Origin of the sequence: Ureibacillus chungkukjangi (genome assembly GCF_003217295.1) — a bacterium.
Lineage (GTDB): Bacteria > Bacillota > Bacilli > Bacillales_A > Planococcaceae > Ureibacillus > Ureibacillus chungkukjangi.
Map to the genome: position 1 here is coordinate 193,882 of NZ_QJTJ01000002.1, position 21,344 is coordinate 215,225.

Annotated in this window: 21 protein-coding genes; 5 read left to right on the forward strand and 16 right to left on the reverse strand. The window is 38.5% G+C overall.

The annotated features are described in order from the left end of the window. Window positions 1-22: 22 nt before the first annotated feature. The 10 genes from BJ095_RS02800 to BJ095_RS02845 all read right to left on the reverse strand — a co-directional run bounded on the left by BJ095_RS02800 (window position 23) and on the right by BJ095_RS02845 (window position 9,818). Window positions 23-1,168, reverse strand: a complete 1,146-nt coding sequence (locus tag BJ095_RS02800) for a CaiB/BaiF CoA transferase family protein (RefSeq protein ID WP_107931716.1) — start codon at window positions 1,166-1,168, stop codon at window positions 23-25. 12 nt (window positions 1,169-1,180) lie between these two features. Then, window positions 1,181-3,196 carry a TRAP transporter permease gene (locus tag BJ095_RS02805; RefSeq protein ID WP_107931714.1) on the reverse strand — a complete coding sequence of 672 codons (2,016 nt, stop codon included), beginning with the start codon at window positions 3,194-3,196 and terminating at the stop codon, window positions 1,181-1,183. A gap of 12 nt (window positions 3,197-3,208) precedes the next feature. Next, window positions 3,209-4,168, reverse strand: coding sequence for a TAXI family TRAP transporter solute-binding subunit (locus BJ095_RS02810; protein ID WP_107931712.1), 960 nt, complete (start codon window positions 4,166-4,168; stop codon window positions 3,209-3,211). Between the two features lie 19 nt (window positions 4,169-4,187). Continuing rightward, window positions 4,188-4,994: an enoyl-CoA hydratase/isomerase family protein gene (locus tag BJ095_RS02815; RefSeq protein WP_107931710.1), complete on the reverse strand. Its 807-nt coding sequence runs from the start codon at window positions 4,992-4,994 to the stop codon at window positions 4,188-4,190. A gap of 13 nt (window positions 4,995-5,007) precedes the next feature. After that, window positions 5,008-6,060, reverse strand: a complete 1,053-nt coding sequence (locus BJ095_RS02820) for an acyl-CoA dehydrogenase family protein (RefSeq protein WP_107931708.1) — start codon at window positions 6,058-6,060, stop codon at window positions 5,008-5,010. Then, on the reverse strand, window positions 6,057-7,199 hold the full coding sequence (locus BJ095_RS02825) for an acyl-CoA dehydrogenase family protein (RefSeq protein WP_107931706.1): 1,143 nt from the start codon (window positions 7,197-7,199) through the stop codon (window positions 6,057-6,059). The genes BJ095_RS02820 and BJ095_RS02825 overlap by 4 nt, the downstream gene beginning before the upstream one ends. 779 nt (window positions 7,200-7,978) lie before the next feature. After that, window positions 7,979-8,362 (reverse strand): VOC family protein, encoded by a 384-nt coding sequence (locus BJ095_RS02830; protein ID WP_107931995.1) that lies wholly within the window; start codon window positions 8,360-8,362, stop codon window positions 7,979-7,981. 59 nt (window positions 8,363-8,421) lie between these two features. Then, on the reverse strand, window positions 8,422-8,694 hold the full coding sequence (locus tag BJ095_RS02835) for an ArsR/SmtB family transcription factor (protein ID WP_107931993.1): 273 nt from the start codon (window positions 8,692-8,694) through the stop codon (window positions 8,422-8,424). A 116-nt stretch (window positions 8,695-8,810) separates the two neighbouring features. Then, window positions 8,811-9,128 carry a DUF4362 domain-containing protein gene (locus tag BJ095_RS02840; RefSeq protein WP_181417940.1) on the reverse strand — a complete coding sequence of 106 codons (318 nt, stop codon included), beginning with the start codon at window positions 9,126-9,128 and terminating at the stop codon, window positions 8,811-8,813. 183 nt (window positions 9,129-9,311) lie between these two features. Then, entirely contained in the window at window positions 9,312-9,818 is a 507-nt protein-coding gene (locus BJ095_RS02845; RefSeq protein ID WP_107931702.1) for a GNAT family N-acetyltransferase, read from the reverse strand. Window positions 9,819-9,967: 149 nt separating this feature from the next. Here BJ095_RS02845 and BJ095_RS02850 point away from each other — a divergent pair, with 149 nt between their 5' ends. Continuing rightward, complete coding sequence (locus tag BJ095_RS02850; RefSeq protein WP_107931700.1) at window positions 9,968-10,696, forward strand: nuclease-related domain-containing protein; 729 nt, start codon at window positions 9,968-9,970, stop codon at window positions 10,694-10,696. 106 nt (window positions 10,697-10,802) lie between these two features. Here BJ095_RS02850 and BJ095_RS02855 read toward each other — a convergent pair whose 3' ends face one another. Then, complete coding sequence (locus tag BJ095_RS02855) at window positions 10,803-11,321, reverse strand: general stress protein (protein ID WP_107931698.1); 519 nt, start codon at window positions 11,319-11,321, stop codon at window positions 10,803-10,805. Between the two features lie 179 nt (window positions 11,322-11,500). On the opposite strand from BJ095_RS02855, the gene mutT reads away from it, so the two are divergent. Further along, the gene (gene mutT, locus BJ095_RS02860; RefSeq protein ID WP_107931696.1) at window positions 11,501-11,896 is read left to right on the forward strand and encodes an 8-oxo-dGTP diphosphatase MutT; all 396 of its coding nucleotides are present in this window, start codon (window positions 11,501-11,503) and stop codon (window positions 11,894-11,896) included. A 26-nt stretch (window positions 11,897-11,922) separates the two neighbouring features. Further along, complete coding sequence (locus tag BJ095_RS02865; RefSeq protein ID WP_107931694.1) at window positions 11,923-14,808, forward strand: DUF3427 domain-containing protein; 2,886 nt, start codon at window positions 11,923-11,925, stop codon at window positions 14,806-14,808. A gap of 60 nt (window positions 14,809-14,868) precedes the next feature. Here the strand turns inward: BJ095_RS02865 and BJ095_RS02870 are convergent, their stop codons facing one another. Beyond that, window positions 14,869-15,198 carry a hypothetical protein gene (locus BJ095_RS02870; RefSeq protein WP_107931692.1) on the reverse strand — a complete coding sequence of 110 codons (330 nt, stop codon included), beginning with the start codon at window positions 15,196-15,198 and terminating at the stop codon, window positions 14,869-14,871. 21 nt (window positions 15,199-15,219) lie between these two features. Then, window positions 15,220-15,777: a restriction endonuclease gene (locus BJ095_RS02875; protein ID WP_107931690.1), complete on the reverse strand. Its 558-nt coding sequence runs from the start codon at window positions 15,775-15,777 to the stop codon at window positions 15,220-15,222. Between the two features lie 389 nt (window positions 15,778-16,166). Here BJ095_RS02875 and BJ095_RS02880 point away from each other — a divergent pair, with 389 nt between their 5' ends. Together BJ095_RS02880 and BJ095_RS02885 are read left to right on the forward strand one after the other, a co-directional pair. Further along, the gene (locus tag BJ095_RS02880) at window positions 16,167-16,988 is read left to right on the forward strand and encodes a nuclease-related domain-containing protein (RefSeq protein ID WP_107931688.1); all 822 of its coding nucleotides are present in this window, start codon (window positions 16,167-16,169) and stop codon (window positions 16,986-16,988) included. Window positions 16,989-17,413: 425 nt separating this feature from the next. Further along, complete coding sequence (locus BJ095_RS02885) at window positions 17,414-18,301, forward strand: SMP-30/gluconolactonase/LRE family protein (protein WP_235867553.1); 888 nt, start codon at window positions 17,414-17,416, stop codon at window positions 18,299-18,301. Between the two features lie 477 nt (window positions 18,302-18,778). Here BJ095_RS02885 and BJ095_RS02890 read toward each other — a convergent pair whose 3' ends face one another. The 3 genes from BJ095_RS02890 to BJ095_RS02900 all read right to left on the reverse strand — a co-directional run bounded on the left by BJ095_RS02890 (window position 18,779) and on the right by BJ095_RS02900 (window position 21,205). Continuing rightward, complete coding sequence (locus tag BJ095_RS02890) at window positions 18,779-19,051, reverse strand: hypothetical protein (protein WP_107931685.1); 273 nt, start codon at window positions 19,049-19,051, stop codon at window positions 18,779-18,781. Between the two features lie 140 nt (window positions 19,052-19,191). Further along, the gene (locus BJ095_RS02895) at window positions 19,192-20,517 is read right to left on the reverse strand and encodes a sensor histidine kinase (protein ID WP_107931683.1); all 1,326 of its coding nucleotides are present in this window, start codon (window positions 20,515-20,517) and stop codon (window positions 19,192-19,194) included. A gap of 1 nt (window position 20,518) precedes the next feature. Next, window positions 20,519-21,205 (reverse strand): response regulator transcription factor, encoded by a 687-nt coding sequence (locus BJ095_RS02900; RefSeq protein ID WP_107931681.1) that lies wholly within the window; start codon window positions 21,203-21,205, stop codon window positions 20,519-20,521. Window positions 21,206-21,344 lie beyond the last annotated feature (139 nt).

Sequence of the window (21,344 nt, forward strand, 5' to 3'; positions counted from 1 at the left end):
CTCTATTTTTCGTTAAGTAGTTTCATAGATTGACCTTTAAAGGATTTATAATGTCTGCTGTATGCTCACCTAATAGTGGCGGTGCCTGGTCATAGGAAATATTCAACCCTGAGTGCTGTAATGGATTTTTGACAAACTTCACCCTTCCGTAGCTCGGATGCTCCATCTCGCCGATCAAATCTCTCGCTTTCGCTTGTGGCTGCTCCAGAGCTTCTGCAATTGTATTTACCCGACCACCAGGGATTTTGTATTGTTGCAACAAAGTCAGCCACTCGTCCCGGGTTTTCGTTACAGTTATTTCTTCAAGCAACTCCGTAAGCTCCTGCTCATTTTGCTTTCTTGCTGAATTTGTTTTGAAGCGCTGGTCTGTTGCCCATTCCTCTCGTTTAATCATCTGACAGAACCTTTCAAACTGGGCATCCGTACCGACACAAAACATTAAAGGGCCATCTGAACAAGGGAATACCTGATATGGCGCTACATTATTATGCTTGTTTCCTAAACGCTTTGATGCAAAATCTGCATTCAAATAGGCACTTGATACATTTGCTAAGGAACTCAGCTGCACATCCAATAGTGCAAGATCGATAAATTGACCTTCATTTGTCTGGTCGCGCAAGCGTAACGCTGCTAGAATCCCGATTACTACATAGTTAGAGGTTAGAATATCCGCGATCGGAACCCCTACCTTTGTAGCCTCGCCATTAGGATCCCCCGTCACATCCATAAGACCACTCATTGCTTGAATGACTGGGTCAAAACCAGGTTCCTGTGCAAGTGATCCTGTTTGACCAAAGCCAGTAACAGCACAATGAATAATTCGAGGATTTACCTTTTTTAGTACCTCATAGCCTAATCCCATTCTTGTCATATCACCAGTTTTAAAGTTTTCTAAAACAACATCTGCATCCTCAACCAGGGCAAGGAATTTCTTTTTATCCTCTTCCTTTTTCAAATTAAGCAAGATTGATTTTTTGTTACGATTCGCACATAGATAATAGGTGCTTTGATCATTCACAAATGGACCCCACTCCCGCATGCTATCTGACCCATTTGGATGCTCGATGCGGATGACCTCAGCTCCTAAATCTGCCAACAGCATCGAACCAGCTGGTGCAGCATACACTCTTGATAAATCTAAAACTCGAATCCCATCTAATGGGCGCATAGCTCACCCTCCTTAGTCTTTTACTAATGCGGTTTCCTTTTCACGTTCTTCTTCTATTGCCGATACTTCCATTTCACTTACCTTTACTTCTGCTGCAATCGCCTTATCTCTAATTAAAGCTTGAGAAGCGACTACTAATCCAACAACAATTAGAGAAATGATATTCACAAGAAGAGTCGTATCCATCAAGCTGATACCAGCTATTAATAGTAAAATCCGCTCGACCAAATAAGTCTTCCTAAATAGATAGCCCTTCAACCCAGCAGCTAAAGCTATCCCACCAATGATTGCAGTTACCCCCGCATAGATGTACTCTCCAATGGTTCCACCTGTTAGTAACAAAGTCGGGTTAAAGATGAAGAAGAATGGAACGATAAAGCCGATTAACCCTAGCCGTACCGATTCAAATGCGACTTTATTTGGTGATTCTCCTGCAATTCCAGCCGCGGCATAGGCAGCTAAAGCAACAGGTGGTGTAATACTTGATAAGGCGGCAAAATAGAAGGCAAACATATGGGCAGCAACTGGTGCGACGCCCAGCTTAGTTAAGATTGGAACAGAAATTGTGGCAACGATAATATAAGCAGCTGTAGCCGGAACCCCCATTCCAAGCACAATGCTGATAAAGGCCGTTAAAACCGCAGCCAGAAGAATACTTTCTCCAGCAAAGCTCAATACGTTGTTCCCAATCAATAAGCCGACACTAGTTAATGTAATCGTAGCAATAACAATTCCTACAACTGCACACGCTATCCCTACACTAATCGCACCTTTTACACCTTCAACAATCGACTCGATGACTACTGTTAAACTCATTCGTGTATTCTTTCGAATCGCAGCAGCAGGTACAACGGTAATCAGCGAGATAATTGCTGCATAGATCGGTGAAAAGCCACTAAACAGCATGATCAGTAATATGATTAATGGGATAAACAGGTGCCCTCCATCTTTTAATACCTTTTTGGCATTAGGGATATTTTCCTTTGCAATACCTGATAGGCCCATTTTCTTGGCTTCAAAATGTACTATCATAAATAATGTTAAGTAATACAAAATAGCCGGAATGATAGCAGCAAGTAACACAACCGAATAAGAAACACCTAGATATTCCGCCATGATAAACGCCGCTGCCCCCATAACAGGTGGCGCAATCAAGCCTCCAGTAGATGCGACCGATTCAACAGCGCCAGCAAATTTCTTAGAATAGCCCGCCTTCTTCATCATCGGAATTGTAACTGTCCCCGTGGTCACAACATTACTGACAGCACTTCCACTAACAGTTGCCATTAAAGCGCTCGCAAAAACTGCTACCTTTGCAGGTCCACCGGCAGTTCTACCTGCTATTGTCAGCGCCAGGTCATTAATGAAATCTGAAAACCCACTATTTTTTAGAAAGGCTCCGAATAATACAAAGACAAAAATATAAGTTGCCGAAACACCTAATGCTGTACCAAATACACCTTGACCGCCCCAATACATCAGGTTTACGACACGTTCAATGCTAAACCCGTAATGTCCTAACAAGCCGGGTATATACGCACCAAAGAAATTATAAGTTAAGAAGAACAAGGCAATCAGTGTTAACCCAATTCCAACTACTCGACGGCTCGCTTCAAATAATAGAAGTAAAGCTAAGGACCCTACGTAAATGTCCATCGTCGTGTTTTCACCAGCTCGTTCACGTACAAATGTGTCATACGTAAAGAGGAAGTAGAAAATAACAAATGCCGATAACCCAATGCAAAGGATATCTAGTATGGTCGGCAGTTTCCGCGTGCCTACACTCTTTTTAGTAGCAGGATAGAATATAAAGCTAAATAATAGAAGAAATCCTAAATGCCAAGCACGGAACTTCACAGCATCCATGACACCAATACTACTCATATACAGCTGAAATACGGTCCAAATGATTGCGAGCAGCACTACAACTTTGCCAAAAATGCCGATATACTTTCTTGAGTTAAGTGTTTTCTCCTCTATCTCTACTAATCCCTGTACATCAACATCTACACTGTTTTTTGTCGTCATTTGAACCGCCCCCTATTCCAATACGCCTATTTCTTTATAGTACTTTTCTGCCCCTGGATGCAGTGGCACTCCAGCAGTTCCCTCAATGGCTTTTTTAGGATCAAACTGTTTAGCAATGCTGAAGGATTTTTCAAGTTCCTTTACATTCTCCCAAAGCAGCTTTGTCAGCTCATAGGCAGCTTCCTCTGACACACTTTCGTCGATTACAATCGTGCTGTATTGACCAACTGTTATAATCGGTTCAGGCTGCTTATCATAGGTATTGGCTTCAATGACATATTCAAAATTCCATGGATATTCTTCCGTCATTTTCTTAATGGCTTCAGGTGAAAAATTTAAAACCTTTGTATCCAGCGTTGAGATCAGCTCGGTTGTGGCTGCAGCAGGTACACCAGAATAGATATTTACTGCATGGACCTGGCCATTTCTCATTAAATCCGTGGCTTCAGTAAACCCAACATAGTTCCCCTTTACTTCATCTGCTGCAATTCCATGTGCTTCTAATACGAGCTTTGATTCCATTTCAGTGGAGCTTCCTGCCGCCCCATATACAAAGCTTTTTCCTTTTAAGTCTTCAATGGATTGAATTTTGCCATCATTGACAGCCACAATATGACTAACATTTGGATAGAGGTTGCCTAATATGCGAACTTCTTTGTATGGCTTTTCTTTAAAAGTTCCCTCACCGTTATAGGCTTCATATGCAATATTTACCGTTGTAAAGGCAAGATTGGCTTCTCCTTTACTCATTAGCTTCAAATTTTCAACACTACCATTAGATGCTTGGGAGGCCACTCGCTTCCCCATCTCTTTCGTCCATAATGTTGAAAGCCCTGCACCTAATGAGTAAAACACCCCCGTTGTCGTTCCCGTAGTGAAGATAAGCGGTTCCCCATACCGCTCTGCATTACTTTGACATCCTATGAGAAGACCGACACATAACAAAATTGTGATGATAAACCTACCTTTCATCCCCCATCCCCCTTGGTCTTTAGTTAAATTTTGGTTTCCTCTTTTCTAGCACAGCTGCTACACCTTCCTTGTAATCTGGTAATTCCGTCACTAGCCCCATTTTAGAAGAAATATAGTCTAGTGAAGAACGTAGACTCATTGTCTGGCTTTGGTACACTGCACGTTTTATAATTCGGATGGCCTCCTGTGGACCGTTGCTTAGCTTCTCTACATATGCTTGAACAAAAGCATCCAGTTCCTCATCTGGAATGACAAAGGTTACCAGCCCCTTTTCTTTGGCCTCCTCTGCTGTTAAAACGCGTGCCGTCCATAGCATATCCAGCGCCTGATCGATGCCCACTAATTTCGGTAAAAAGTAAGCGCCTCCATCTCCAGGTACAATTCCTACATTGATGTAGCTTTCAGAGACCTTAGCTGAACTTGCAGCAATACGAATATCACACATTAGAGCCATATCTAATCCTGCTCCCATAGCATAGCCATGCATTTGGCATACAACAGGTTTATCGATTTCCTCCAGTAATAGTGGGACACGCTGCACTTTTTTCCATAAGGAATGTTTTCTCGCAAGGGCTGTTGAGGTAATATCCTCCTGACTTTCAAAGAAGCCTTTACCTGCCACCATCGCCTTTACATCCCCACCGGCACAGAAGGATTTTCCGTTTCCCTTCACTAGGAGCACCCTGATCGAATCATTATCACGCACCTCTTCTAAAGAAGAAATCCAAAGCTGGATCATTTCCTCGCTGAAGGCATTAAAGCTCTCCGGTCGATTTAATGTAATTGTCGCAATCCCGTTATTCACTTCAAATAGTAAATCTGCCACTAATTCTTCCCCCTTAAATGTGTTCCACCTGTTTTTTCTTTGTTAAGACATCCCAAATCGTATTTGATGAATTCAGCCAGTTTTTGGCTAGCTGCTTTTTCCAATACTTTTCATGGAAGTCCTCATCTCGCCATGCCCATAATCTGCGTGTGTAATGGTGTAATCGGTGCTCGTGTGTAACACCAATGGCTGCATGTACCTGATGTGCACTTGTAGCAACAATGCGGCTTGCATCATCTAGCTTCAACCTTGCAAAGGCGATTTCGTCTCCTGCTTCACCTTTCTGAAGCAAGGCAATACTATTTTCTAGTGCTGCTGCAGAAATTGCTTGCTCGCCAGCTAAAACAGCAAGATGCTGCTGTACTAATTGGAAACGGTGTATTGGACGACCAAACTGCTCTCGTTCTTTACTAAATTGAACGGATAGCTCATAGGCACGGTCGATTGCTCCAGCCATTTTACTTACCGTGGCTGCTGTCTGTAGTTTTGTAAGGAATTCATGCTGTTCTTCTGTGAGGGGGTGACTTGCTAGAATTTTGCCATCTGTAAACTGAAGGCTATCTCTAGGCTCTGCTGCTAGGTTGGTGTGGTTTTCAATATGTGCTTCCTTCAAATCTACTACTATTAAAGATTGGGTCCCTTTTTCAGTCGCAAGTGTTACGAGTTTTTGTGCGTATCTTGCCCATGGAACATGGTCTAGACTGCCGGAAACCTTTCCAGCTGTAAGTTCTAAAGGCTTTGCTGCCAGGTGCACTGTGGATAATTCTGTATGTGGGTTTATATTGATGAATTCTAAGATGAGATTTGCCAATGTATGTTCGACAAATGGAATCGGTACTGCATATTTGCCAACTAATCGATAGAGATGAAATAGATCCTCATAATCGCCACCAGCACCGCCATTTTCTTCTTTAACGGCAACCTGATGGATTTCATTTTCAAGGATTAATTGCCAAACATCCTCCGCCCATTGGTTTGCTTCTAAGAGGTCTACTGTTTCTTTTTCTACTTTTTCTTTAAAAATTCGTTCTACGACCTCGATAATCATGTCCTTCATTTCACTCATCCTGCAAGCACTCCCTTCGCGATAATGCCATATAACACTTCTGACGTCCCCCCACGAATCGTAAAGCCTGGGGCATGAAGTGTGGATTCTGCTAAGTAACGGTCTACTGCACGGTCAGCATGAAGCTGTGGATAAACATCCAGGAGTAAACGAACAATTTCAGGGATTTTCTGTTCAAATTTCGTACCGACACTCTTTACTAATGCGGCTGAGACACCTACTTCTCCGCCTTCTTCTAGCACTTTCGCAACGCCAATTGATAGATTTCGCAGACTCCATAATTCTGCTACTAGCTTTGAGATTTGTGCTAAGCCTTCGATATCCTGCTGGCGTTTGAGCTCCTCCATCGCTTCATTTAATAATGGGAAGGTGCTTAAAATACGCTCTGGACCACTGCGTTCGTAGGCTAACTCTGCTAACCCTTGTGCCCACCCGTTTCCTAATGTCCCAACGACCATTTCATCAGGCACGAAAACGTTATCAAAAAATACGTCATTGAAGTGATGCTCCCCTGTTAAATAACGGATCGGCGTAATTGTTACACCTTCTGACTTCAAATTAATAATTAATTGGCTTAGGCCTTGGTGTTTCTTTTCAGTCACTGGTTCTGTTCGAACAAGTGTGACCATATAATGAGCATCTTGGGCGTTACTAGTCCATGTCTTTGCGCCATTTACTATCCAGCCACCCTCTACTTTTTCAGCCTTTGTTTTTACAGAGGCTAGATCCGAGCCGCTATTTGGCTCACTTAGCCCAATGGCAAAGAAGCATTCTCCTTTAACGATCTTCGGTAGGAAGAAATTCTTTTGATAATCCGTCCCAAATCGCAGTAGAAGCGGTCCGGTTTGACGATCTGCAAACCAATGCGCTGCAACCGGTGCCCCAATTGCTAAAAATTCCTCCGTCAAAATATATCGGTCAATGGAGCTGCGTTCAGCACCGCCATATTCTTTCGGCCACGTCATCCCAATCCAGCCCTGCTCAGCGATTATCCTTGAAAACGCCGGGTCACTCCCACTTAGCCAGGAATCACACTTCGTTTGAAACGTCCCCTTTTGTAGCTCCTGTTGCAGGAAAGTACGAACCTCTTCTCTGAATAATTCTTGCTCCTTTGTAAATTGAACAGTAGGTAAATTCAATCTATCCACCCCTTTTACGCATTTGCGGTATTCATTACCTTATATAAATAGTGTATATTTTCTGAATAATAAAAGTCAATGGGTTTTTGACAAATAAAGTGATTAAAAAAGAGGAATATTGCTTTAAAGAGAATATATAGTTTTCGCAGTGTGTTGCAGGAGTTTTTCAAGAATAATAATAGAGGTAGTAAATAAGGTTGAGGGATAAAAGATTGGCGTAGCTATTGGAATTGAGGGTTATTCTTTTAGAAAAATGATTATGGGATTTGGGGTTTTGGAGTTTGTTTTGGGGAGAATTTAAAAATAATCGAGCAGATGACAGACGCTTTTTGGAGAATTCTGTTTATAGTGTCTTTCATCACACTTATGATAGACACTTCCTGTGCATATCTTGTTCATACTGTCCTTCATCACACTTATGAAAGACACTTCCAGGGGATATCTTGTTCGTAATGTCTTTCATCACACTTATGAAAGACACATTTTGTGTATATCCTGTTCATATCGTCTTTCATCACCATTATGAAAGACACTCCTGTGTATATCTTGCTCATACTGTCCTTCATCACACTTATGAAAGACACTTTTTGGGGATATCCTGTTCATATCGTCCTTCATCATACTTATGAAAGACACTTCCTGTGTATATCTTGTTCATACTGTCCTTCATCACTTAAATAACACAAAAACCCCTGCCTAGATTTAGCGCAGGGGTAACACAAACATATTCAATTCCTAAAGTAACCTTCGCCGTTCCTAACCGAGGCACCATCACCTTATTACTGCTGAATCATTTGAATGAGGTTGCCGCATGTGTCATCGAAGACCGCGATGGTGATGTCGCCCATTTTTGTTGGCTTCATTGTAAACGCGACGCCCTTTTCTACTAAGTCATTGTACTCTTTTTCAATATCAGAAACCCCAAACATTGTTACGGGAATCCCATCAGCAAATAGCTTTTGTTGATATTCCTTGGCAGCAGGGTGAACGTTTGGCTCGAGCAAAAGCTCGGTACCATTTTCTTCACCGGAAGAAACTAGCGTTAACCATCTGTGTGCACCACTTGGAACGTCATGCTTTTTTACAAAGCCCAGCGTATTTGTATAAAACGCTAAGGCTTTCTCTTGATCTTCAACGAATATACTCGTAATAATAATTTTCATCATGATTTGTGCTCCCTTATAATTTTGATGTCTAGTGTTTGCCTACACTCTTACTTAAGTTAATCTATCCAGCCTTTCAGTAAATTTTCTAGCGGTTCTTTATTAAATAATAGTACTCGATACTTGCCCTTACGTTCGGAGGTTACGAGCCCCGCCTCCTCCAAAATATTAAGGTGCTTCGTGATTGCCTGCCTCGTGATGGAAAGCTGGTATTTCATAATGAGACGCGCCGTAAGCTCATACAGCGTCAGCTCGTTCCGTTCAGAAAGCTCGTCCAGCATCAGTCGCCGAGTAGAGTCAGCAAGGGCTTTAAATATAGCGTCTTTGTTCATGAATTGATTATATGCAACTAATCGGTTGCTCGTCAAGTATAAACAACTAGATGGTTGCATTTTGTTCCCAACGAAATCAAAAGAAAATTAGGCTTACGAAACCAGTGGGCACCTCATTAATTTTTCCATTTAACTAAAATTGTATTATCCATTTCTTCTTCACAACCTACTAGGACGTATTCCGTTGCATCGTTTCTTTCAGCAGCTTCTATTGCAGTACAAGTATTATGATAGATTTCTCCGGCACCATATTCATCTCTACTCGTATCAATTGTAGATTTTATAACGACTCCATCATAGTCGAGCTGGTAAAATATTGGAGCCCCTTCTGTGGTATATTGTACAATCGTCAATTTGTCCTGAATGCCCTTTTCCGTATTGCTTTTAAACTCTTCAAATCGTTCCAGGTTTTCAATTTCACCAAACCGTGCCACTACATCTCCAGACGGGGTACTATCACTTGTAGCATTAACTTTCTCAGATGTTTGGCCATCTGTATTTTGACAGCCTGAGATTAAGAGAATAGCTAATAATAAAACCAGTTTCCTAATAGCATTCCTCCATAATTTAATAAAGCCATCTCATACATTGCATAGTTGAGAAGGCTCCTTTTTACCCTATTTCAATATCAAAATCATCAAATCTTCATCAAAATACTCATCGCCCTCTTTTAATCCCCTCGGTTCAACACCATATGTTGTAAACCCAAGAGATTGATAGAGCTTCTTTGCCGATTCGTTTTTCGAAACTACCTGAAGATGAATCTGCTCAACTCCATCAAAATCTTTAGCACGTATGATTGCCTCTTGCATTAGCTTCTTGCCAACACCATGACCGCGCACTTCTGGAGCCACATACATCCCATAGATATTTCCCTTGTGCTTTGATTTTCGATCAGTATCTCGCATAAAACGAACTACTCCAACCAGCGCTCCCCCTTCTTCAAACGCTCCCAGCACATAACGATCTTCTGCTTGACGAATTCGCTCCTCCACCGCTTCTTTTGGAAAATTGATTTCCCTTTCATATGTCGACCCAAAGCTTTCCGGGTCTGTTTGCAGTGCTCTTAGTCTAAGTTCGTGATAAATTTGTGCATCTGCTACATTTAAAACTCGTATGTTCATGCTAGCCCTCCTAGTCTCTTTTTCACAGTAATAATCTATTTAAAGTATTCGTTTTAATAACTAAAAAACCTTCTTCTAACTAAAATACTAGTTTCTCCATAAAGATAATTACAAAAATACCATTATTTAGTAAAATAGAATTACTGATTATGCGAAAGGCAGTGGAGATTTTGTTTAAGACACTAATTAATAACGTTGTAAATTTACTAAACCCTTCTTCTTCAACGAAACCAACAGACAAACCAAGTTCAAAGTCCGTTATCTCTACATACAAGGAACAAACGGGAAATGGCTTTTTAAGTACAATGTTCAACAAAGGCAATTACGGGGAGTTCTCCTCCTATGGAAAAATGGTGAAATTACCAGGCTACCATAAGGCACTATTCAACATCTACATTCCAAACGGTAATAACCAAACGACTGAAATTGACCTCGTCTATATCCATGAGACTGGCGTTTACGTGATCGAATCCAAAAATTATAGCGGCTGGATATTTGGCGATGAAAAATCTCAAAAGTGGATGCAAACCTTTCCGAACGGTCAAAAGTATCCCTTTTACAATCCTATCAAGCAAAATATCGGTCATATCAAAGCATTACAAAAAATCCTTCCCTCTATTGAAAAGGAGCACTATAAATCGGTCATCGTCTTTAGCGAAAGATGCGAACTAAAAAAAATCGCCTTCGAGGCAGAAAATACATTTGTCCTCAAACGCTATCATCTCGCTAAGCTCATGGTCAAACAAATTGAAAGCTCGCCAAAAATTCTGGAGCCCGACTTCATCGACCGAATCTATAACTTCCTGGCACAATACCAAAAAGCCGACCAAGCCGTGAAGCAGGAGCATGTTGAGAAGATTAAGGAGAAGCGAGGATAGATGGAGAAAGGACTATAAAATGGATGAATACCTTCGTTGAATGATTGAAAAATGGTTAAGAATAGCTTTTGTCGGCTACGAGGGTTGGTTGGGGTTGGAGATTTAATCATAAAAATCGTTTAAAATCTTTATTCAAGCTGGATCTCTTCAACTTTCTACTCTTCATCAAGTATTTGATATCAAAACGGTTATCATATGAGAGCTGCTTATAGAAATAGTTAATAAACTCTAAAATTGCAAAAATATAAATAAAGAATGCAGTTAATAGCCCACCTATCGGCAGAGATGGATACCATCTAACAAAATCAATAATAAATGCAAGGAATGCCAATAGAATTATAAATTTATTCAGCCCTTTGAAACGGTGCAGTAGACGAACGATCTTAATCGGGGTAATCGATGTATTCTCTACCCTTAATCGTTTTAGCTTGGCATGCCAATAAATCGTCCCTTGTATCAATAGCCACTCTAAAAGCAGGAATGCTGCCCAAAATGAAAAAAGTGAATATAAATGTAGGTTCGGCATCGCATAATTAACTATATAACTAACAAAAACAAACATAATTACAGAGGTTAACTCACCTGAATATAAATACGCCAGTCTTCTCTCTATAATTCCCTTCATTTTCCAAACACCTCCCTCTTTAGTATATGGGGAGGACTAGAATGTTTCAATGTATAAAGGAATAATTATCCATATCGAATTTATATTTGCTCCAAAATCCTTTTACCTATAGAAAATAAATGCTCAAATACTGGAAATCAGCTAAAATTAAACTATTAACAGTAAAAAAGGTGATAACGATGAAAAAGCAAGTCCACGTAGTTGGAGCAATTATAGAAAATAACCAAAATGAAATCTTCTGTGCAAAAAGAAGCCCCGAAATGGTACTCCCAAACCTTTGGGAATTCCCTGGCGGAAAAATCGAAGCCGGTGAAACACCAGAACAAGCACTTGCACGAGAAATTCAAGAAGAATTCAGCTGTAGCATCAGTGTCGGAGAAAAAGTAGAAGACACAACCTATGAATATGAAAAATTCATCGTCCGACTCGAAACTTACAAAGCAAAATTAGAAAATGGACAACCTATCGCTATCGAGCATGCCGAAACAAAATGGGTAAAGCGAGATAAACTTGCTCAGCTAGATTTTGCTCCTGCGGATATTCCTGCTGTAGAAAAAATAGAGAGAGAAAAATAAAACATTGAAGAGACGGTGGAAATAGTTTGGAACAGCTTATTCGTAAAATTGAGAGCTCCTTATATAAAGGATTTATTGATCAAAACAAACCAGTTTCGGCACAATTTAAACCCAAGCTTTTAACAAATAAAAATCATGAATCAGTTTTATCAACATTACTTCAAGAATTAAAAACATGTAACACTTTCACTTTTTCCGTAGCTTTCATAACTGAGGGTGGACTAGCAACTTTAAAAACAATGCTCTATGACTTAAAGCTTAAAGGCATTAAAGGAAGAATACTTACATCCACTTTCTTGAACTTCAATCAACCAAAGATGTTTAAGGAGCTTCTTAAACTAGAAAATATTGAAGTTCGTCTAACCGGCGAAAAAGGCTTCCATTCAAAAGGTTATATTTTTGAGCATACAGATTATTATTCTCTAATTGTAGGAAGCTCGAATTTAACCGACAGTGCATTAAAGGCGAACTATGAGTGGAATGTATTTTTAACTTCGTTAGAAAACGGCGAAATTATTAATCACTTTAAGAATCAATTTGAGGATGCTTGGAACGCAGCAATTCCATTAACCGAAGAGTGGATAAACAGTTACAATCAACACTTCGAGCTGCAGCCATTCATTAAACAACTTACCGGCAATACCTTTCAAATCAATGAAAAGTACCTTACCAATCAATTAGCAGAAAGCTTATCCGTCCAACCAAACAAAATGCAATCAGTAGCATTACAGCAAATAAAAGAACTAAGAGAAACTGGAGCAAATAAAGGGCTAATAATTTCTGCTACTGGTACAGGTAAAACCTATTTATCTGCCTTTGATGTAAGAAACTTCGCACCAAAGAAGATGCTGTTTGTAGTCCATCGAGAGCAAATTTTAAAGAAGGCAATGCAAGATTATCGCAAGATCCTAGGTGGAAATGAAGATGATTACGGCATTCTTTCAGGCAATTCAAAAGCTGTTGATGCTAAATACTTGTTTGCAACCATTCAAACACTTTCCAGAGATCAGTATCTTCAAGAGTTTACTAAAGATCATTTTGATTATGTTTTAGTAGATGAAGTTCATAAGGCTGGTGCAGATTCGTATCTTAAGGTGATGAATTATTTTGAACCTGAATTCTTACTTGGTATGACTGCTACACCTGAACGGACTGATGGATTTAATATCTATGAACTGTTTGATTACAACATTGCTTATGAAATAAGACTTCAAGCTGCGCTAGAAGAAGACATGCTTTGCCCATTCCATTATTTTGGTGTAACCGACTTTGAAAAAGATGGTGAAATAGTAGATAACGCTACCGAACTTAGGAACTTAGTTTCGAATGAACGGGTAAGGCATATTATTGAGAAAATAAACTATTATGGACACTCTGGAGACCAGGTGAAAGGTCTAATGTTCTGTAGTTCTAAAGAGGAAGCGAAAAATCTTTCTATTTCATTAAATAATGCTGGGCTTAAAACTACAGCGCTAACTGGTGACAATACACAAGATGAGCGTGAAGATGCAATCCAAAAGTTAGAAAAAGGAAGACTTGAGTATATTCTAACAGTCGATATTTTTAATGAAGGAATTGATATCCCCTTCTTAAACCAAATTGTTATGCTACGCCAAACACAATCGAGCATTATCTTTATTCAACAGCTTGGTCGTGGGTTACGTAAACATGATTCAAAGGACTACGTAACAATCATAGATTTTATCGGAAACTATAAAAACAACTATCTCATTCCCATCGCTTTATCCGGAGATCAGTCTATGAATAAGGATAACGTTCGTCGGAGAACTGTAAACACTGATTACATTCAAGGGGTTTCAACTATTAACTTTGAAGAGATTGCGAAGAAGAGAATTTTCGATGCTATTAACAATACCAATTTATCAACTTTGAAAACGTTAAAAGATGCATATCTAGAAGTAAAGAATCGTTTAGGTAGAATCCCTACCCTATTTGATTTTATAGAACAAAACTCTCTAGATCCCGAGGTCATTGTTGGCTATTCAGAGAACTATTATAGTTTCCTTGTAAAAATGAAAGAAGAAATTCCTTCCCTTTCAGATTATGAGCAAGCTGTACTAACAATGATTTCAAAGGAATTTTTAAATGGGAAACGTATGCATGAAGTTATTATGATTCAAGAATTACTTAAAGAGCAAGCTATTTCGAAAGAATCTTATTTAGCTAAATTAAATGATTATGGTACTTATGTGGATGAGGCAACAATTCAATCTGTTGAAAACATATTCTCACTTAAATTCCATGTACAAAACGATATAAAGAAATATGGTTTTAAACCCGTTATAACTAATGAAAATGGTATATATCAATTCAATGAGGAAGTTCAAGAAAGTTTAAGGGATTCTTATTTCAGAGGATATATTGAAGACATTGCAAATTGCGCCCATAATAAGAGTAAAAAATACGATAAAACAAAGCCATTAACATTATTTGAAAAGTATTCACGTCGTGATGCTTGTAGGTTGTTGAACTGGCCACATGATGACTCGTCTACAATTTACGGTTATCGAGCTAAACACAATACATGCCCTATTTTCGTTACTTATCACAAAAAGGATGAAGTAGAAACTAGCCAAGCATACGGTGATGAATTCTTAGCTCCAGAATTATTTAGATGGTTTACTCGTAACCGTTTAACCCTTGATTCAAATGAAGTAAAAACTATTCTCTCTTCTAAGGAAGCTGGATTACAAATCTACTTATTTACAAAAAAAGATGATGGAGAAGGAAGTGATTTCTACTATCTTGGTGAAGTAGATATTGCAGAGGATACACCGAAAAATGAAACAATGCCTGATGGTAAAGGAAATCTCTTGCCAGTTGTAACAATGAACTTAGTGCTTGAACAACCTGTCCAGTATGATATTTATCATTATTTGGTGGAAGAATAAGAAATATAAAGTATAAGGAGTTTAAAGCTTCTTATACTTTATTTATTGAGAAATATGCGATTACATATATTTTGGTTGTGCAAGAGGATTCTGAATTACCTCGCCATTCTTCATCCAAATTTCAAATGGATTTGGGCCAACATAATATAGATGACACACTTGATGAAAATCATCACTCTCTTTATCTATGTATCCTTCGCCAGTAGTAGCGATTGGATCAGCTAAAACGTCTAGAATACCAATCGGTAAAGCCTTGCCTTCAAACTGATCATGAGCAAACATTACATAATCCAATTCTATTTCATCTGCAGCAAGATGTTTACCTATCAATTTAAATATTCCTTTTTGCATTCGTTCTACTAGACGTTTATCATCCGCTAATTCAATCAATTTCTACTCTACTTTCATTCATTATTTATTTTTTAATGTAAAACCACCAATAAACTCTTTAAACCATTTATCTACTTCTTCAAATAGCCTCTCCATAAAAGGTTTCTTTTCACGAGATATTAACCAACTCTGTTTATGCTCTAACCAATATTCTGCTAACTCTGTACCATTTATTAATTTGATATTTGTTCCTTCAGCATACTTTATAGCTTTTGGATTATAGTCACTTGTTGTAACGAAATAGCCTGCTTTTACATTTTCTTTTACCATATTAGAATGAAGAATTGCGATTGCCTTATAATCAACCTTAATACTGGGAGCAAAACATTTTACTTGGACAAGGAGTTTCTCATTTGCTGTAGTATGAATTATATCTATCCCTCCATCGCCTGACTTTTTTGTTACTTCTGTTCTTCCACCTAAAATTTTTTGCATTACAAGAGCAACAAAATCTTCAAACGCATATGGATCTTCTAAATATTCACCAATATTATAGTTGCAATTATCACATTTATCTTTTCTAAAACGATGGTATAAACCAAGTGCTAGAGTTGCATAAAGTTTCTCTTGACTGTTCATTGTAGTTCACCCTTCTTCGAGTTAATCTTCTCACTCCATTTCATAATAGGCTTTATTTACTAATTTTATAACTAATGGCCTGTATATAAGAAAAAAATTATTGAGATATTTTTCAAATACTAGTTAATTCATGACATTCAGTAAAGCAATTATTCTTTTAGATAAACTTTAAACTCAACAATTACAGGTCCCCTAATTTAGAAATTCCTATAAGTTAGTGAATTAATTACATTTAAATGACTGATAACCTGCACTATGTAAGTTGCGATTGGGAAATTTTGCGTCGAAGGATTGGAATTTATCAGATAATACTTTTACTAAAATCATATTACTGATAACCTTATACATTAAAGTGGTATACATTATCTAACTTGAATCGAGGTAGCAATATGTTCTCCTTTTTTAAAAAGAAACAACAACCAAATGAACCTTCTAAAGCAATTCCAACCCAAACAGCATTTTTTACTAAAGATAATGAACAACTGGCAAATCGAAAAGGAGAACTTGGAGAATATAAGATAAATATTCAACTAGATCAGTTTCCGAAGAACTATAAGCATATTAGTGATTTGATGATTGAAAATGCGAAATCCTCTACTGGATTCTCACAAATCGATCATATTATTATCACTCCATACGGTTTATTTGTCATTGAAACAAAGAATTATCAGGGGACTATTTATGGAGGAAAAGACAGAAAAACCTGGTTAGTTAACGGCAAGTTTAAAATGATGAGTCCTCTTGTACAAAATTTTGGACATATTCAGTCTATAAAAAATGTTCTCGAGCCTACCTATCGTGATTATTTTATTTCAATGGTTTCTTTCACAAAACGATGTACATTCAGGATTGATGAAGAACTTCGTAAAATTTCTTCCAATGAACTTGTTGTTTATGATATCGAATTAACGGAGTTTATCAACCGTAAAATTGCAATACTTAAGCTACAAAATAAAGAACCGTTTTTATCGGACAGTGAAATCGATTCAATCTATCAAACATTGACCAAAATTAATATCACTGATCCTACACTAAGAAAGCAACATGTCGAAAATATCAAAATTACAAAAGCTAATGATAATAAGGACACTAAAAATACTTGTTGCATCTGCCAGAAACCTGTTTCAGAAAAGGTGAAATCATTTTGCCTTTCCAATAAGAAATTCAATGGACAGATTTATTGTTTTGAGCATCAAAAGGTATTTAAATAACGGCATTGATTATCCAGATACATATTTTAAGGGGATTGTTAACAGTCCCCTTACTGTTTATTTAGATTAATCTTCCAAAAATACCTATATATAGTTCCCATCCCCCAACCTCCCACCATAACAAAATTACTATCCACATAATAGAGAAAAAACTACCTAACTCTTAAGCTAATTCCGTTTGTTATGCTGTAGTTTAGCGGTACCATCAAATGGTAAAATACAGGGAATATAAGCGCTTATATTGTAAAAAGAGTTTGAGCTAATTTTAAAAGCATCATGAAGGAATCGGCAGAAGAATATTTTCATAAGCATAACTTTTAAATTATGGAGGAGGTATTCTTGTAATGAAGAAAAAAGGTGCAATATTAGGTACCCTGGTTCTTATTTTTACACTTGTGACGGCATCTTTTGTTGGGGCAAAGGCCTTGTATGAATCAAAGACTGTACCTAAGGGAGAGAGACATCATATAACTGAAATTGTTAAGAACAATAGCAAATGGGAAAAGGTTGCTACAGGTAGTGGCTTTATGGAAGGGATTAATTTTGATCGTCAGGGCAATATCTGGATGGTCAGTCCTCCAACGGGCGAAATTTTTACGATTAAGAACGGTAAAGTTGTAACCGTTAACAAAACGCCTATGCCGATTGGTGCGAAGTTTCATAAAGACGGTCGCCTTTTTATAACGGATGGTACTGGGGAGCTCTATGCGTATAATCCGAAGACTAAAAAACGTGAAACGATAGTGAATTCGTACAAAGGGAAGCCTTTAAATGGTTTAAATGATCTTGTCTTTGATGAAAAAGGTGGTATTTATTTTACCGAACCAATGGGCTCTAGTGCCACACACCCTACTGGACGTGTATTTTACCTTCCCCCGAACAGCAAAGAAGCAGTGCTATTTTCCGAAAATATAGCGTATCCAAACGGAATCGCGCTTTCAGCTGATGGCCAGCGTGTATATATTTCGGAATTTAATAAAAATCAAATTCTTTCAGTCCCTTCTTTAAGTGCAGCTGATGCTCGTGAAACACCCTTTGTTTTTGCACGGTTTGAAGGAGGCATTGGACCAGACGGCTTAACCGTTGACGCCGAAGGGAATCTTTATGTAGCTCATTTCCAAGCTGGCGAAATTGTTGTAGTTGACTCCAGCGGCTTTGACTACGGTACAATCCGCCTTCCTGAAGACGCAGGCACCTTCGTAACGAATCTTGCCTTCCACGATGGCTATCTATATATAACAGAATCCTTAAAAAATGAAGTTTGGCGCATTAAGGTTAATAATACCGGCCTTACACCGTTTGGATTGAAATAATATTTCTTATTGTATCTGGAGCAACCGCAGCTTTTATGGGTTCTCCAGATTTTTTTAAGTTGTGATTATTTTTAGTGCAACCATGCCTACATTAATTTGATTTAAATTCTTTTACAAAGTAAATAAGGGAAGATTTTTCGGTTATTTGTAGGTTCGGGCTGATTTCAGTGTAAATAAGAGGAAATTTTCCTTTTATCCATTGCAAAAACCCCTGTTTTTCACCTTTTCTGGGTCAATAGGAGGAATTTTTTCCGCTATTTATGCTATTTTCCTTTCTATTTTATAATTAACCGAAAATTTTCCTTTTATTTAACAGATTCAGAGCTTAAATTACCGCTCCTGCCCCAACGATACCCATTCTCCTTTCCGATAGTACCCAACAGAAAAAGCCCACACCTTTAAACCAAGGCATGGACTTCATCCGTTTGAGTAATTTATCATTTTATTTTTTGTTCTCCATTTTTCTTAGGTTTCCTTTTAGTTATAGGCCTGTAGCTCATAGGAAACTTTTAATCCATCTTGTCTGTTTCTAAATGATAGGATTAGGGCGTCATTTGATAGTTGTTCGATACGCATGGTTGCTGGGTTGTTGATGATTGGGTCTAATCTTTCACTTGCCTGCGTTATGGCGTTATCAAGGTTGTCTGCATTTAGTTTTAGTTCAATTAGTTGAATCGGGACAAAAAATGGCCTGTCCACCTTGCCGAGCAGTACCTCGCTCTTATTTTCTATTAATTTTGCTACGTACATCGAGCTCCCTCCTTTTCTTCACCCTATGTGTTATTTATTCACGAGAATTCAGAATATAAACATATTCCAATAAAAATGGCCTCCTTTTGAGTAAGGAGACCGCCTTTATTACGCTATTATTAGCACTTTATACTCAGAACTCAATTTCCGGTTTTAGCCAACGGGACCTGCCCTTTAATCATTGCGCCACCCTCTGAGGCATTCCCTGCAACCAGTTCCCCGCCATGCTGTCGAATAACACGCTGTGAAATGGTTAGCCCTAATCCTGCCCCACCTGTTGAACGATTTCTTGATGCATCTCCCCTATATAATGGTTCGAACACTTTTGGTAGATCCTCTGAAGAAAAGCCCTCTCCTGTATCTTGAATTGAGAATGTAACAAGCTCTTCAGCCTTATTGCATTTAATAATAATTTGCCCATCAGTAGATGTATGTCTGACCGCATTGTCGATTAAGTTATTCATGGCTCTTTCTAATAAATGTGGATCACCTTTCACCATGCATCCCTTTACCAAGCCTTCAGCGATAACCGTGATATTCTTTTCTAGAGCTTGTGGATTAAGACTTTCAATTGATTTCTTCAAAATATAGCTCAGGTCAACTATAATAGTGCTCAGCCCAGATTCTTGATACTCCGTCTTTGCAAACGCGAAAAGCTCCTCTACTAGTCGGTCCAATTGCGCTGACTTCTCTATACAAACTGCCAGATATTTCGCCTGTTTTTCAGGAGTACCTGCAATACCCTGCTTGAGCCCGTTTAAATAACCACGCAAAGCAAAGAGAGGTGTCCGTAAATCATGTGCAACAGCAGCAATCACAAAACGTCGTTCATCCTCCAATTGGATTTGATTTTGAACGGATTTTTTTAAACTATCTACCATAATTCTAAATCCATTATGAACTTCGGCAATTTCAAAGATTCGAGAGGAAGGTAACTGGATATCCAAATCTCCTTCTGCAATTTGCCGCGCAGAGCTACCCATTTTCTCCAGAGGAAGGAGAATATATTTTCGAATGGCATAAGCAACGATCAAAAACGCCACTATAACCCCTATAATTATCGCTACGATTTGAGTGGTTTTTGAATCAGCTTGATAGATTGCTACTCTTCCTAGTACCTGCCCGTCCTGTACAATCGAGAACTGCTCTTTTCTCGAATATGAAGGCTTGCGATTATCGTCTGTTTGTAAAATTACCTGACCCCCTTCTGTTAAAATTGATACTTCCATATTCATTTGTTCTAGCTGTTTTTTAAATTGATGCTGCCAATCCGGATCAGTCCAATTATCAGCATTTTTTTCAATTAAATTCCTCGTAGCTTCCAAATCTATGTGCTGTGCTTCATTCATATCAAAATTGAAGGATTTGGTTTCAGCAAAATGTGCCCCTACATAAAATATCCAAGGGAAAAGTAGGAGGATAAATAAACAGAGAACGGTGAACTTACGAATTCGAATGGTTTTCATCTTATTCTCCTTTAAAACGATAGCCAACACCCCATACGTTCACTATCAATTGCGGATCATTGGGATCAGCTTCAATTTTCTCCCTTAGCCTGCTTAGATGGACACGAATGGTATGCTTGTCACCGATTCCTTCCCAAAACTTTTCAAGTAATTGGTCATATGTAAAAACTTGCTTAGGATGTTTTGCAAACAATAGCAACAATTCGTACTCTTTTGGGGTAAGTGAGATGGACTGTCCTTCTATAAGCACTTCCCTTGTAGTTAAATTCAGCTCAAGCCGCCCGTAATCCAGCACCTTACTTTGTGGGGGCTGCAAGGTACTGGAACGCCGTAATACCGCCTTTACTCTTGCTACAATTTCTCCTGGCGATGCGGTTTTGACAATATAATCATCTCCTCCAAGTGCTAGGCCTCGAATCTTGTCCACATCATCACTTAAAGCACTCAAAAACAGGATCGGCACATTGTTTGTCATGCGAATTTGTCGACATAGCTCAAACCCGTTTTGTCCTGGCATCATAATATCAAGCACGATGCAATCTATTGTATTTTTATTTAACTCGGCAAGAGCCTCGGTAGTATTAAAAGCTGTTTTCACAGAAAAGCCATCATTCTCTAAAAAATCCTTCAATAATTCCACAATGCTAATGTCATCATCCACAACTAGAATCGTATGTACTTCCTTCACGAAAATCCCACCCTTCTTTAGATGATTCTCTTTAAAAATTTCAACCTTAGTTTATCATTTTTTCATTCAAGTTAACGGTGAATAATGGATTGTGATACTTTTGTGATTGTTTTGTACCACCCTTTGAGATATTAAAGGG